Raw genomic sequence first — 14,212 nt, forward strand, 5'->3', positions numbered from 1 at the left:
CATGCCGGCCACCCGATGGACCCGTACCGCCTCGACATGGCGCGCCTCCCCTGAACGTCGCGCCGCAGCAGCATGCCGGTGGGCACGCTCCTACGGCTCTGGACGCCCGACCGGAGCGCATGGCCGTGGGATGGCTTCCTCCGCCGACGGTCGCTGGGACCGTCGGCGGGCCGGGTGCAGTTGTCGCGTCGCCCCGGACCGGCCTGTCCGCGGTCGACGTATGCAGCCGGTGAAACCGGCCAAAGTGATGCTGTTCTGTTACGAGATCTATGTTGTGCGCTTAGCCTGCGCCGGTCGGGCAATGTGAGCCTTTATGGCGAGGCTAGGACTCCAACGCCCTCCGGTCAAGAAGTCATGATCAAACCACCCGGACGGAGAGAAGTTGCACAGTCACCCTGAGCCACCGAAGAGTCGGACTTCAGCGGACAAACGCCGCCGATGATCGGCCGAACCTGCGGTCAGTCGCCCGGACCGCCCGCCGTGTCCCCCTCGGCGTCGATCAGGGCGTCCGCGTCGAGCCGCTCGGCGAACTCGGCCGCCTCGGCGCTCTGCGCCGCCAGAGCGTCCTTCACCGCGCGGATCGCCACGCCCGGTGGATAGCCCTTGCGGGCCAACATGCCGACCAGCCGTCGGAACACCGCGTCCGGCTCGCCTCGGGCCGTGCGCAGCTTCCGCTCGACCAGGGCCCGCGCGGTCTCCGCCTCGGTGGTCTCGTCCAACTCGTCCAGCGCCTCGCTGGCGGTGTCGCCGTCCACGCCGCGTCGGCGCAGCTCGTTGGCGAGCGCCCGGCGGGCCAACCCACGGCCGGCGTGCCGGCTGCTCACCCAGGCCCGGGCGAACGCGGCGTCGTCGATGATGCCGACCTCGTCGTACCGGTCGAGGACTCCGACGGCGGTCTCCTCGGAGATGCCCCGTCGGGCGAGCGCGGTGGCCAGCTCGGCGCGAGTGCGCGGACGCACCGCGAGCTGCCGCAGGCAGATCTCCCGAGCCACCTCGGACTCGTCGCGGGGTGGGGTCGTTCCTCGGCCACCCGCCGTTGCGTCGCCCGACGGCGTGCCGGAGCCCGTCTCTTCGTCGAGCGGACCGGAGGTCGGGCCGGACTCGTCACCGGCGGCGCGGCGACCCCGGCGTGGACGTGGAGTGCCGTCGGCCGTACGAGGCGGACTGGCATCCCAGCCTCGCCCCGTACGCGCGCGTCGTCCTGCCATGAGTCAGATCAGAAGTCGACCGGCGGCAGCTCCGGGCCACCGGCGGCATCGCCCGCGCCGGCTCCGACGCCGAGCTTCTCCAGGATCTTCTTCTCGATCTCGGCAGCCACGTCCGGGTTCTCCCGGAGGAACTCGCGGGCCTTCTCCTTGCCCTGGCCGAGCTGGTCACCGTCGTACGTGTACCAGGCGCCGGACTTGCGGATGATCGCCTGCTCGACGCCGACGTCGATCAGCGACCCCTCGCGGGAGATGCCCTTGCCGTACATGATGTCGAACTCGGCCTGCTTGAACGGCGCGGCCACCTTGTTCTTCACGACCTTGACCCGGGTGCGGTTACCGACCACGTCGGTGCCGTCCTTGAGGCTCTCGATGCGGCGCACGTCGAGCCGGACCGAGGCGTAGAACTTCAGCGCCCGACCACCCGTCGTCGTCTCGGGACTGTTGTGCACCATGACCCCGTCGACGAAGTAGTTGTGGTTGCCCTCCACCTCGATGTCGAACCGGTTCATGGAGCGGGTCTTCGGCTTGACCCGCACGTCGATGACCCGCGCGGGGACCGGCGTGAGCTCTGCCGGAACGAACTGCGGCTCGACGGCGTACCGGCCACGGAACCGCGGCAGCAGCTTCGACTCCATCGCCACCGGCACGTACGGAGCGACCAACTCCTGGAACCTCGCCGACGACTCGGTGGTGAAGATGATCGACGCCGTCTGCCGCGCCCCACGGGAGACCAGCTTCACGTCCATGCCGTACGCGTCACGCAGGTGCTCGACCAGCCGATCGCGGCTGCCCTCCGCCATCGCCTCGACACAGATCTCGATCCGGCCGGAACCGCCGGCCGTGCGCTCCTGCACGCCCTTGGACCGGACCGTGAAGCAGCCGTCGTCCATGTACCACACCGCGAGGGCGAGCGGGGTCAGCGCCTTGAGGTAGTCCCAGCTCAGGTACTTCTTGCCGTCACCCAGGTAGACGGCCCGACGCAGCTCGTCCAGCTCCGGCAGCGGAGTGAAGTCGACGAAAGCCGCGCCTCGGGAGTCGGTGTGCCGGGAGTGCCCGATGTTGCCGAGCAGCGAGACCTTCCAGTCGAGGTAGTCGACCTGCTGCGCACCGTGACCGAGGCGGAAACGGACACCGGAGCGGTCCCGGCGGTTCGGTGAGAGGGCACCGTCGCCCATCAGCGAACCGAGCACCACCTGCCACTGCTGCTCACTGAGGCGCCGCGCCTCGGCCAGCATCACCCGGTCACCGGCGATCACCTCGCCCGCCTCGCGCCAGCCACCGGGGGTCCGGATCAGGTGGTTGGCGGTGGCGGCGAACTGCGCCCGGCCGTTGCCGCCGGACTTGGCGACGGTGAACTGGAGGAACTGCTCGGCCGGACCGTTGTTGAACCAGTTGACGATCCGCTTCGGCTCGACCCGGTCGGTCTCCGGGTCGTAGGAGAGGACCTCGACGTCCATCCGCTGGTTGACGATCTTGCCGATCTTCTCCTGAGTGCCGTCGGCCAGGGTGACCCGGGTCGAGTACGACATGCACCCGAACATGACGCCGATCTTCTCGCGGAGCTGGTTGATGAAGATCGCGGTGGTGCCGGTGTTGTTGAGCACACCGGTGATCTTCCGTAGCGCCTGGCTCATCAACCGGGCCTGCAGACCCACGTGGCTGTCGCCCATCTCGCCCTCGATCTCGGCGCGCGGCACCAGCGCGGCGACCGAGTCGATCACGATGATGTCGATGGCGCCGGAGCGGACCAGCATGTCCGCGATCTCCAGCGCCTGCTCGCCGGTGTCCGGCTGGGAGACCAGCAGGGCGTCGGTGTCGACGCCGAGGGCCTTGGCGTACTCCGGGTCGAGCGCGTGCTCGGCGTCGATGAACGCGGCGATGCCGCCGGCCCGCTGGGCGTTGGCCACCGCGTGCAGGGCGACCGTGGTCTTACCGCTGCTCTCCGGGCCGTAGATCTCGACGACTCGGCCTCGGGGCAGGCCGCCGACACCGAGCGCGACGTCGAGGGCGATGGAGCTGGTGGGGATCACCGCGGTCTGGATGACCGGCCGCTCCCCCAGCCGCATCACCGAGCCCTTGCCGAACTGTTTATCGATCTGAGCGAGAGCAAGGTCGAGTGCCTTCTCCCGGTCCGGCCCTGCCGCCATCGTTGCCACCCCTGCCTTCGCCGGCGTCTTTCCTGAGCTTCGCGTCACGCGGGACACGCTAGGCGCTGGGTCCGACAGAAAACCAGCCGACGGGCCGTGATCTGTGGACGAGCACCCCGCTGTGGACAATAGCCGAACAGGTGTACGAGTCGGCAAGGGACACGCGGAAGTAACGAATCGGCTGCTCAGCGTAGCCGGGCGGGCACCCGGTCGGGATAGGCGGCGACCACCGCACGCCACACCACGTGCGTCTGGGCTCCGGCCGCGAGCGCCTGCTCGATGGTCCGCCCATCGAGCTGCGCCAGCACCTGGTCACGGGCGATGCTGGCCGCGTACCCGGGGCCGAACGCCTCCTCCAGCCGCGTCCAGAAGTCGGTCAGCCGCACGTCGATCAGTCCTCCTCGTCCGGTGCGCCCACCGGCACCGGACGCAACGCTAGCGCCAGCAGGGGGGCCACCGCGACCGCCGCCAGCAGGGTCAGCACGGGATATCCCGACACCTGCACGACAAACCCGCTGACCGCGCCGGCCAGCGCACCGGCCAGCCCCATGAGCAGGTCGGACAGGCCCTGGGTGCTGGGGCGTACCGCGTCCGGCACGGACTCCGACAGCAGCGTGGAACCGGCCACCATGGTCGCCGACCAGCCGAGCCCGAGCAGCACCAGCCCGACGACCAGCCGGGCGGTGTGATGCCCGGCGGTGCCGGCGACCGCGCAGGCGGCCAGCAGCGTGCCGACCCCGCCGAGGATCACCGCGCGGCGGCCGAGCCGGTCGGCGAGCCAGCCGACCACCGGCGCGAGCGCGTACATGCCGGCGATGTGCAGGCTCAGCACCAGCCCCACCACCGGCAGCACCTCGTCCACCGGGTGGAACTCGCGCAGGTGCACCGGGGTCATCGCCATCACGGCCACCATCACCAGGTGGCCGACCGCCACGGCGGTCACGCCGAGTCGGGCGGCCGGGCGGGCGCGTACCACCGACCAGGCGGCGCGCATCCCCGCGCCGCGCCGGGCCGACGGCGCCGGCACGGGCACGGGCTCGGCCGTCACCGGGTCACCGGGCGGCGGCGCGGGGGTGGACCGCGCACCGGCCGCCTCGGGACCGACCTCGCCGGGACCGTCGGGGACGGCCGCCGCGAGACGGCGCGCGGTCAGCAGCGGGTCGGGCCGCAACCGCACCAGGAGTACGCCGGCGGCGAGCACGAACGCGACGGCGCTGAACGCGAACGGGCCGGACAGCGCGGGCAGCCCCCAGCCACCGGTGACGCGGTCGGCCAGCGCGGCGAAGTTCGGGGCGGCCACCGCGCCGACGGTAGTGGCCCAGACGACCAGGGACAGGTGCCGGGCGCGGCGAGCCGGCGCGGCCAGGTCGACGGCGGCGTAACGGGCCTGGAGGTTGGCCGCGGACCCACCGCCGAACAGCAGCATGCCGAGGAAGAGCAGCGGGATCCACCGGGTCGCCGCGGCCACCACGATCAGCGTCCCGCCCAGCGCGCCGACGCCGTACGCGACGGCCAGGCCCGGCCGACGGCCGTGCCCGGTGATGATCCGGGTGATCGGTACGGCCAGCAGCGCACCGCCGACCACGGCGGCGCTCTGCGCCAGACCGGCCGCGGCGGTGCCGGCGATCTCGGCGACGAGCAGCGCCCCGACGGCGAAGCCGATGGTCACCCCGATCCCGCCGAGCACCTGGGTGCTGCAGAGCAGGCGCAGGGTGCGCCGCTGGAGCGACGCGACGTCGACGGGTGCCGTCGCCGGTGTGCTCAGGTCGGTGGCCAACGAACCGCTCCTCGGTGAGGGGTGCCGATCCTGACGCACCCTACGACGGCGATCGCCCGGGCGTCGTCACAGCCCCAGCTCACGCCCGATGATCTCCTTCATGATCTCGGTGGTGCCGCCGTAGATGGTCTGCACCCGGCTGTCCAGCCAGGCCCGGGCCACCGGGTACTCCAGCATGAAGCCGTAGCCGCCGTGCAGTTGCACGCACCGGTCGGCGACCCGGTTCTGCAACTCGGTGGTCCACCACTTGGCCTTCGCCGCGTCGGCCACCGTCAGTCGGCCGGCACCGAACTCGGCGACGCAGTGGTTGACGAAGGTCCGCGCGATGGTGACCTCGGTGTCCATCTCCGCCAGGACGAACCGGTTGTGCTGGAACCGCCCGATCGGACGGCCGAACGCCTCCCGGGTGCGGGCGTGGTCGAGCGTGATCGCGAGCAGCCGTTCGGCGGCGGCGACGGCGGCGACCGCGATGCTCAGCCGTTCCCGGGGCAGGTTGGCCATCAGGTGGTAGAAGCCCTGGTTCTCGCTGCCGATCAGGTTCGCCACCGGCACCCGACAGGCGTCGAAGAACAGCTCGGCGGTGTCGTTGGCCTTGAGACCGACCTTGGCCAGCCGGCGGCCTCGGGAGAAGCCGGGGGTACCGGCCTCCACAGCGAGCAGGCTCAGCCCGTGCGCGCCCTCGTCGGCCGTTCGGGCCACCACGATCACCAGGTCGGCCAGTTCGCCGTTGGTGATGAACGTCTTCTGCCCGTCGAGCACGTACGAGTCGCCGTCGCGTACCGCCGTGGTGCGGACGCCGGCCAGGTCGGAGCCGGCGCCCGGCTCGCTCATCGCGATGGCGGTGACCAGGTCGCCGGAGCAGAACCGGGGCAGCCAGCGCTGCCGCTGCTCGTCGCTGGTCAACTCGCTGAGGTACGGCGCCACCACGTCGTTGTGCAGGCCGAAGCCGAGCCCGGAACACCCGGCGGCGACGATCTCCTCGACCAGGACCGCGTTGTACCGGAAGTCGCGTTGGCCGCCACCGCCGTACGCCTCGTCCACGTCGGTGCCCAGCAGCCCGGCCGCTCCGGCCTTGCGCCAGACCTCCCGGTCGACGATCCCGTCCGCCTCCCACCGGTCGTGGTGCGGCACCGCCTCCCGGGCCAGGAAGGCCCGGCACAGCTCACGGAACTCGTCGTGGTCGCGTTCGTAGAGATGCTGACGCATGGCGGCAAGTGTGGCACCGCCGGACGGTCAACGGGTGAGTGCGCGAGCGGCCACGGTGAGGTCGGCGACGAGGCCGTCGTAGGCGACGTCCTGGTTGTCGGCGCGCAGCACCGCCGACGGGTGGATGGTGGCCAGCAGCCGGGCGGCGGGAGCGTCGGCGGTGTGCCCGACGCTGTCCACCGGGACCCGCTGGAAGTCCTCGGGGTGCTGGGCGGCGGCCGGCCAGGGCAGCAGTTCGCCACGTTGGCGGGTGACCCGGAACGTCGGGCCGAGCAGCGCCTTCGCGGCGGTCGCCCCGAGCACCACCACGATCTCCGGGTGCAGCCGGGCGAACTCGGCGACCAGCCAGGGCCGACAGGCGGTGATGTGCACCCGGTCCGGCGTCTGGTGGATGCGCCGCTTGCCGCGCAGCTCGAAGCGGAAGTGTTTGACCGCGTTCGTGAGATAGATCTGTCGAGGGTCCAGACCCGCGTCGTCGACCGCCTTGCGGAGCAGTCGGCCCGCCGGACCGACGAACGGCAGGCCCTTCTGATCCTCCAGGTCGCCGGGCTGCTCGCCGACGAAGACCACCCGGGCGTGGGCGTCGCCCCGACCGAAGACGGTCTGCGAGGCGTCCCGGTACAGCTCGCAGCCCCGGCAGCCGGCCGCGGCGGCGCGCAGGTCGTCGAGCGTGTCGGCCTGCGGCGGGATGAACCGTTGAGCGCCGGGCGCGGTGTCGGTGTCGGACATGTCGACTGTTCTACCCGGTGTGGCGCGGGCCACGCGAACGAGGCCGGCGGTTCGACCGTACGGGCAGGTCCCGGGCAGATCGGTCAGGCGCTGAAACCGGCGGGTGGGGCGGGGCGGGCGGCGCGGGCCAGCGCGTCGGCCAGTGCCGGCAGGTCCTCCTCGTCCAGCGGGCTGACAGTGATCCGCAGCGCGGGCGGGCCGGCGATGCGGTAGAGCGCGCCCGGGGCGGCCAGCCAGCCGGCGTCCCGCAGCAGGGTCGCGGCGAGGGTCTCGTCGGCCACCGGCAGCCACACGTTGATGCCGCTACGTCCGTGGGCGGGCAGGCCCCGGGCGGCGAGGGCGGCGATCAGCCCGTCGCGCCGCCGTTCGTAGCTGTCGGCGGCCCGCGCGACGGAGGCGGCCACCGCCGGGTCCTGCCAGAGCGCAAGCACCAGCCGTTGCAGCACGGTGGAGACCCAGCCGGCACCGACCCGGGCCCGCCCGGCCACCCGGGCCACCGTGGTCTCGTCCCCGGCCAGCACGGCCAGCCGCAGGTCGGGACCGAACGGTTTGCTCACCGAGCGGAGGAAGGCCCAACTGCCGGTCGCGCCGGCCAGCGGGTGCAGCGGCACCCGGGCCAGTTCGGCGGCGTGGTCGTCCTCAATCAGCAGCAGGTCGGCGTACTCGGCGAGCAGGGCGCGCAGCGCGGCGGCCCGGTCGGCGGAGACGGCCGCGCCGGTGGGGTTCTGCGCCCGGCTGGTCACCACCAGCGCCCGCGCTCCGGCGGCGAGCGCGGCGGCCACCCCGGCGACCATCGGCCCGTCGTCGTCGACCGGTACGCCGATCGGCCGCATCCCGAGCGCGGCGATCAGATCCAGCAGGCTGGCCCAGCCCGGGTCCTCCACGGCCACCGCGTCTCCGGGGCGCAGGTGCGCGCCGAGCAGGCGCTCGATGCCGTCCAGCGCGCCGCCGGTGAGGGTCACCTCGGCCGGGGGGACCCCGTCGGCGACGAGTCGCGCCCGGGCCGCCTCGGCGACCTCCGGCAGCACGCCGACGTCGGGGTAGCCGACCGGCGTGCCGGCGGATTCGGCCAGCCGGGCCAGGTGCGGACCGAGCGGGGGCAGCAGTCGGGTGTCGGGCTGCCCGGCGGACAGGTCGCGTAGCCCGGGGGCGGGAGGTGGACGCAGCGCGGCGCGGCGGGCGGCCACCGGCGGGCGGGGGCGTACCCGGGTGCCGTGTCGGCCGGCGGTGGCGACCAGGCCGCGTCGGCGCAGGTCGGCGTAGGCGCGGGAGACGGTGGCCGGGCTGACCGCCAGGTCTGCGGCGAGCGTGCGGACCGGCGGTAGCGGATCGCCGGGGACGAGGGCGGCATGGCGGATGCCCGATTCGATGCTGGCCGAGATCTCGGCGGCCGTCGCACCGGTCACCTGATATCGTGCTGACACAAACAAGAGATTGTACTAGAACAAAGGTGGGAGCATGTACTCGCCGACCCCCCGCACCACCGCCAGTCGCTCCCGGGAGCGGATGAGCTACGACCGCGACGCCGCGCACGCGGTGCTCGACGAGGCGTACCACTGCGCGCTCGCCTTCACCGTGGACGGTGAGCCCCGCGTCCTGCCCACCCTGCACGTCCGCGTCGGCGACACCCTCTATCTGCACGGCTCCACCGGCAGCCGTCCGCTGCTCGCCGCCCGTGGCGACGGCCTGCCGGTGTGCGTGGCGGTCACCCTGCTGGACGGCCTGGTCTACGCCCGGTCGCAGTTCCACCACAGCGCCAACTACCGCTCGGTGATCGCGCACGGCACCGCCCACCTGGTCACCGACACCGACCTGCGGGCCGAGGTCTTCACCGCCCTGATGGAGAAGATCGGCACCGGCCGCGCCGCGCAGAGCCGCCCGCCGAGCCGGCGGGAGCTGGCCGAGACCGCCCTGCTGGCCCTGCCGCTACGCGAGGTCTCCGTCCGCACCCGCACCGGCGGCGTCCGCGACGAACCCGACGACCTGGCGCTGCCCTACTGGGCCGGGGTGGTGCCGCTGCGGCTGACCGCCGGGCCGCCGCAACCCGACGCCGGAGTCACCGCGCCGGTGCCGGCGTACCTGCGGCCGGCTGGCACGCCCTGGCACGAACCGGCCGAGCTGCGCGGCGCGCACGTCCGGCTGGAACCGCTGGACGTGTCGCACACCGACGAGCTGTACGCGGCCACCGTCGACCCGGAGGTCTGGCGGCACCTGGGCGTTCCCCAGCCGGCCGACCCGGAGGCGCTGCGCGACGAGATCGCGACGGCGCTGGCCGCCCAGCACCGTGGCGAGCGGGTCGCCTGGGCGCAACGGTGTGCGGTGACCGGGGCCGTCGTCGGCTCCACCTCGTACTACGAGATCGACGACGACCGGCGGTCGCTGGCCATCGGCTACACGTACCTCGGGCGGCCCTGGTGGCGTACCGGGATCAACACCGAGGCGAAACTGCTGCTGCTCGGCCGCGCCTTCGACGACCTCGGCGCGATCCGGGTGGTCTGGCACACCGATATCCGCAACGAGCGCTCGCAGCGGGCCATCGAGCGGCTCGGCGCCGCCCGGGAAGGCGTGCTGCGCAAGCACCGGCAGCGGCCGGACGGCTCGTGGCGGGACACCGTGCAGTACTCGATGACCGCCGACGAGTGGCCGAACGCACAGGTCAGGCTTCGGGAAAGGCTTCTCTCGGGCGCCGGCGCGGCCGGATGATGTCGAGCGTGCTGGGGATCACCGACATCTGGACGTACGTGCTGGGCACCGTCGCCATCATCCTGCTGCCCGGACCGAACTCGCTCTTCGTCCTCTCCACCGCTGCCCGACGCGGGGTGGGCGTCGGGTACCGGGCCGCGGGCGGGGTGCTGGTCGGCGACGCGGTGCTCATGGTCCTCTCCGCCGCCGGGGTGGCGTCGCTGCTCAAGGCGTACCCGCCGGTCTTCCTCGTGATCAAGTACGCGGGTGCCGCGTACCTGGCCTATGTCGGGGTGACCATGCTGCGCGGCGCCTGGCGGCGCTGGCGGGACCGCAACGACCCGGACACGCCGCGGTTGATCGACGCCGCGAAGCCGGCGGAGATGCGCAGCCCGTTCCGCAAGGCCATGATGATCAGCCTGCTCAACCCGAAGGCGATCCTCTTCTTCGTCTCGTTCTTCATCCAGTTCGTCGACCCCACGTATGCCTGGCCGGCGCTGTCCTTCCTGCTGCTCGGTCTGATCGCGCAGGTGACCAGCCTGCTGTACCTGACCGCGCTGATCTTCGCGGGCACGTTCCTGGCCACCCAGTTCCGCAGGCGTCGCCGCCTGTCGGCCGGGGCGACCACCGCTGTGGGCGCGCTGTTCCTCGGCTTCGGCTTCAAGCTCGCGCAGGGCTGAGTGACGCGGATGCAGGGTGCGGCTTGTGCGGGGTGCGGGTTTTTGTGAAAGGAGGGGTCCCCTGCTAACGCCTGAGGTATAGCAGGGGACCCCTCCTAACACCGTCGGGCGCAGGGCGCCGCAACCCAGGAGCGTGTGCGAGCGTCAGGTGCCGTCGCCGCCGCCTCCACCGACACCCGCGCCGCCGGCCGTGCCGCCCAGGCCGAAACCGGGGGCGATCGGCCGGTCGGGCGGGCGACTGACGTGGGCGGACTCGGTGATGGTGGCCGACCAGTCGGCCTGTGCGGCCGCTGCCGCGTGCCGGTTGATCGTCTGACGCAGCCAACCGTCCACGACGGAGATCCAGTCGCGCTGATCGGCGTCGGCGTGCCAGATGCGGAACCGGCTGATGCTGGTGTGGGTGATCCCGGCCAGCGCCAGCCGACGGTCGCACCAGAGGATCACCTCGAGGCCGGCGGAGTTGGCCACGAAGATCACCTCCAACTCGGTGATCGGCCCGGCGTAGAGCGGCCCGACCCAGAAACCCCACCGCTGGTGCAACGGCAGGGTCTGCTCCACCCCGGGCAGCCGCCCGTCGACCAGCCCCGACTGGCGCACGCTGAATCCCAGCGTGTCCAGCGCGGCCAGGACGTGCTGCTGGGTGGGCAGCGGGTGGACGAAGACCGGCACCATCGCGCCCTGGTCCAGCGCCGGGTCGAGCGCCACCTCGGTACGCAACCCCATCCGCAGGCTGAGCAGCGGCACCCCGCCGTACGTGGTCACCGGCGTCTCCCACGGCAGCGGGAACTCGAACGGGATCGACCGCGCCCGGCCCGCCCGCAGCACCAGCGCGTCTGCCACCTGTGCCTGGTGGAACTGCACCAGCCGTCGAGGGGCCTCCGGGTCGTCCGGCTCGACCGAGCTGACCAGGCCGAGCCGGACGTGCAGGACCGGCACGTCGACCGCACCGGCGATCAGGTTCACCCGCCCCGGCAGGCGTAGGCCGGGGCGGGTGCTCGGATTGGCCAGCGCGGTCTGCACCGTCAGGCCCGTACCGCCCGACTCCGGTGACACCCCCGTCAGCCGCATCCGTGTCGCTCCTACCTCAGGCGGCGCACCGCACGTGGGATCGGATCGGTCTCGTCGTCGAACTCCCCGATGACCTCCTCCAGCAGGTCCTCCAGGGCGACGAAGCCGACCGGCCGGGCCGGACCCCCGCCGTTGCGCACCAGCGCGAGCTGCGAGCGGCGGGCCCGCATCACGGCCACCGCCTCGTTCACGGTGGCCGTGCCGGGCAGGGTGATCGCCTCGTTCATCAGGTCCGCCGCCCGGGCGTCCGGCCGGACGGCGGTGGCACGCACCGCCTCCCGTACGTGCACCAGGCCGCAGACGTCACCGGCGGCGTCCAGGACCGCCATCCGGGACCGGCCGCTGTCCCGGCTGACCTGCTCGATCCGGTCCACCGGGTCCTCCCGACGGACCGTCACCATCCGGTCGAAGGGCTCCATCACCTGCGCCACCGTGGTCGCCTGCAACTGGAGCATGCTGGTCAGCAGCTCGTGCTGCGCGGCGCCGAGCAGCCCGTGCTCGTGCGACTGCTCCAGCAGCATCCGCAACTCGTCCGGGCCGTGCACCTGGGCCAACTGGTCCTGCGGGTTGACCTTGAACAGCCGCAGCATCGCGTTGGCCACCGCGTTGAGCACCGACAGCACCGGCCGGGCCACCCGGGCGAAGGCCCGGAACGGTAGGGCCAGCAGCAGCGCGGACCGCTCCGGGTGGGTGATCGCCCAGGACTTCGGCGCCATCTCGCCGACCACCAGGTGCAGGAAGGTGACCAGGCTGAGCGCGAAGATCAGCGCGATCACGTGGCTGGCGCCGTAGGGCAGGCCGACGGCGTGCAGCAGCGGCCCCACCAGCCGTTCGATCGCCGGCTCGGCCAACGCACCGAGGCCCAGCGTGCACAGGGTGATGCCGAGTTGCGCGCCGGCCAGCATGAGCGACAGTTCGCGTACGCCGTCGAGGGCGGCCTTCGCCGCCCGGCCGCCGCCGGCCGCCGCCTGCTCCAGTCGGTACCGCTTGCTCGCGACCAGCGCGAACTCGGCCGCGACGAAGAACCCGTTGAGTGCCAGCAGGACCACCGAGGTGATCAGCGCGAATCCGGTGCTCACGCGCCCACCTCCTCGGGGCCGCCGGTGAGCTGGAGCCGGACGGAGTCGGCCACGTGCCGGTCCACCGCGAGCACCTCGACCAGGGCACGCGGCCCCGGCCCGTGCTCACCGTCGGCCAACAGGCTGATCTCCAGCCGGTCACCGACCTCGGGTACCCGGCCCAGCTCCCGCATCACCAGCCCGGAGAGGGTGTCGTACTCGGGGCCCTCGGGCAGAGCGATGCCGGTGCTGTCGGCGACCTCGTCGATGCGCCAGCGTGCCGGCACCACCCACGAGCCGTCCTCCTGCCGCGCCGGGGCCCGCTCCGGCGGATCGTCCTCGTCGCGGATCGGGCCGACCAGCTCCTCGGCGATGTCCTCCAACGTGATGACGCCCGCGAAGCCGCCGTACTCGTCGACCACGCAGGCGAGCTGCCGGTGCCCGGACCGGAGCCGGTCCAGCACGATGGGCAGCGGCAACGTCTCGGGTACGAGCAGCGGCGGACCGGCGACCGTACTGACCGGAGTGGTGGCGCGTTGCGCCGGCGGCACCCCGAGCACGTCGGCGATGCCGATCACGCCGACCAGGTCGTCGACGCCCTCGGTGCCGCGTACCGGGAAACGGGACCGGCCGGTGTCGAGCAGCTCGACCACCCGGCTGATCGGCTCGTGGGCCAGGACGGTGTGCACGTCGACCCGGGGCACCATGGCCTCACCGGCGGTCAGTTGCCGGAAGTCGAGCCCCCGGTCCAGCAGCTCGGACATCTCGGCGTCGAGGTGACCGCCCTGCCGGGACTCGGCGATGATCTGCTCCAGGTCCTCCGGCGTGGCGCCGCTGGGCAGCTCCTCGATCGGTTCGATGCCGACCCGGCGCAGCAGGCGTACCGCGGCCCGGTCGAACAGCTTGATGACCGGCCCGGCGACGGCCAGGTAGACCAGGGTGGAACGGGACAGGGCCCGGGCCACCGGCTCGGGCCGGGCGATAGCCAGGTTCTTGGGGGCCAACTCGCCGACCACCATCTGCACCACGGTCGCGATGACCAGGGCCAGCGCCACCGACAGCGGCAGACTGACCGCAGTCGAGACGCCGGAGACGCCGAGCAGCTCGGCCAGGCCCGCGCCGAGGTACGGCTCGGCCAGGTAGCCGACCAGCAGTGTGGTGACGGTGATGCCGAGCTGCGCGCCGGAGAGCATGAACGACAGCCGTCCGGTGACCTCCAGGGCACGGGCCGACGCCTGGTCGCCCTCGTCGGCGCTCTGCTTGAGCTTGCCCCGGTCGACCGCGACGTAGCCGAACTCCTGCGCAACGAAGTAGCCCGTCGCGATGGTCAGAACGATGATCAGTACGAGACCGACGGTGATCAACACGGGAGGCTCAGGGCTCCCGGGGTCGTCGGGTCGTGTGGATGCCGGGGCTTACCCGGCTGGCTACTGCTGCCCTCCTGGGCAGAAGAGTCGATCATCCCGTCATTCTACCGGCGGGGACGCCCCGCTCGCGGGCTGTGGAGGCACTGTCCCGACCGTGTGGCACGCCGCCGTCGGGCCGCCCCACCCGACGCAGCGCGCGGAGCTCAGCGCCCGGTGCTCGGTGTGTGGCGTGTGGCGTGCGGCGTGCGGTGCTCGGCGTGCGTGGCAGTGCAGCTGCTGTGCGCACGGCG

12 protein-coding genes and 2 pseudogenes are annotated in these 14,212 nt (G+C 72.5%); 2 read left to right on the forward strand and 12 right to left on the reverse strand.

All coding sequences use genetic code 11. The annotated features are described in order from the left end of the window. Positions 1-458 precede the first annotated feature (458 nt). The 9 genes and pseudogenes from ACIBO1_RS13300 to ACIBO1_RS13340 form a co-directional block, all read right to left on the reverse strand. Positions 459-1,208, reverse strand: coding sequence for a regulatory protein RecX (locus ACIBO1_RS13300; protein WP_396745156.1), 750 nt, complete (start codon positions 1,206-1,208; stop codon positions 459-461). Between the two features lie 8 nt (positions 1,209-1,216). Next, positions 1,217-1,717, reverse strand: coding sequence for a hypothetical protein (locus ACIBO1_RS13305; RefSeq protein ID WP_350694093.1), 501 nt, complete (start codon positions 1,715-1,717; stop codon positions 1,217-1,219). Between the two features lie 171 nt (positions 1,718-1,888). Then, positions 1,889-2,443: pseudogene (locus ACIBO1_RS13310) on the reverse strand (LAGLIDADG endonuclease); the annotation flags it as partial. A 60-nt stretch (positions 2,444-2,503) separates the two neighbouring features. After that, positions 2,504-3,355, reverse strand: a pseudogene (gene recA, locus ACIBO1_RS13315) (recombinase RecA); the annotation flags it as partial. Positions 3,356-3,540: 185 nt separating this feature from the next. Continuing rightward, positions 3,541-3,741 (reverse strand): DUF3046 domain-containing protein, encoded by a 201-nt coding sequence (locus ACIBO1_RS13320; protein ID WP_131053787.1) that lies wholly within the window; start codon positions 3,739-3,741, stop codon positions 3,541-3,543. A gap of 5 nt (positions 3,742-3,746) precedes the next feature. Next, the gene (locus tag ACIBO1_RS13325) at positions 3,747-5,132 is read right to left on the reverse strand and encodes an MFS transporter (RefSeq protein ID WP_396745160.1); all 1,386 of its coding nucleotides are present in this window, start codon (positions 5,130-5,132) and stop codon (positions 3,747-3,749) included. A gap of 66 nt (positions 5,133-5,198) precedes the next feature. Further along, complete coding sequence (locus tag ACIBO1_RS13330) at positions 5,199-6,338, reverse strand: acyl-CoA dehydrogenase family protein (RefSeq protein ID WP_396745163.1); 1,140 nt, start codon at positions 6,336-6,338, stop codon at positions 5,199-5,201. Between the two features lie 27 nt (positions 6,339-6,365). After that, positions 6,366-7,067 carry a UdgX family uracil-DNA binding protein gene (locus ACIBO1_RS13335; protein ID WP_396745166.1) on the reverse strand — a complete coding sequence of 234 codons (702 nt, stop codon included), beginning with the start codon at positions 7,065-7,067 and terminating at the stop codon, positions 6,366-6,368. Positions 7,068-7,150: 83 nt separating this feature from the next. Beyond that, positions 7,151-8,491 (reverse strand): aminotransferase class I/II-fold pyridoxal phosphate-dependent enzyme, encoded by a 1,341-nt coding sequence (locus tag ACIBO1_RS13340; protein WP_396745169.1) that lies wholly within the window; start codon positions 8,489-8,491, stop codon positions 7,151-7,153. Positions 8,492-8,525: 34 nt separating this feature from the next. On the opposite strand from ACIBO1_RS13340, the gene ACIBO1_RS13345 reads away from it, so the two are divergent. Together ACIBO1_RS13345 and leuE are read left to right on the forward strand one after the other, a co-directional pair. Then, complete coding sequence (locus ACIBO1_RS13345; RefSeq protein WP_396745172.1) at positions 8,526-9,770, forward strand: bifunctional pyridoxamine 5'-phosphate oxidase family protein/GNAT family N-acetyltransferase; 1,245 nt, start codon at positions 8,526-8,528, stop codon at positions 9,768-9,770. Continuing rightward, entirely contained in the window at positions 9,767-10,429 is a 663-nt protein-coding gene (leuE, locus tag ACIBO1_RS13350) for a leucine efflux protein LeuE (RefSeq protein WP_396745175.1), read from the forward strand. The genes ACIBO1_RS13345 and leuE overlap by 4 nt, the downstream gene beginning before the upstream one ends. Positions 10,430-10,573: 144 nt before the next feature. On the opposite strand, the gene ACIBO1_RS13355 is transcribed toward leuE, so the two are convergent. The 3 genes from ACIBO1_RS13355 to ACIBO1_RS13365 are packed head-to-tail and all read right to left on the reverse strand — an operon-like array spanning position 10,574 to position 13,922. Then, positions 10,574-11,497, reverse strand: a complete 924-nt coding sequence (locus tag ACIBO1_RS13355; protein ID WP_396745178.1) for a sporulation protein — start codon at positions 11,495-11,497, stop codon at positions 10,574-10,576. 11 nt (positions 11,498-11,508) lie between these two features. After that, positions 11,509-12,576 (reverse strand): hemolysin family protein, encoded by a 1,068-nt coding sequence (locus ACIBO1_RS13360; protein WP_396745181.1) that lies wholly within the window; start codon positions 12,574-12,576, stop codon positions 11,509-11,511. Then, positions 12,573-13,922, reverse strand: coding sequence for a hemolysin family protein (locus ACIBO1_RS13365; protein ID WP_396745184.1), 1,350 nt, complete (start codon positions 13,920-13,922; stop codon positions 12,573-12,575). The genes ACIBO1_RS13360 and ACIBO1_RS13365 overlap by 4 nt, the downstream gene beginning before the upstream one ends. Between the last annotated feature and the right edge of the window lie 290 nt (positions 13,923-14,212).

The organism is Micromonospora sp. NPDC049903, from assembly GCF_044460945.1.
Taxonomy (GTDB): domain Bacteria; phylum Actinomycetota; class Actinomycetes; order Mycobacteriales; family Micromonosporaceae; genus Micromonospora.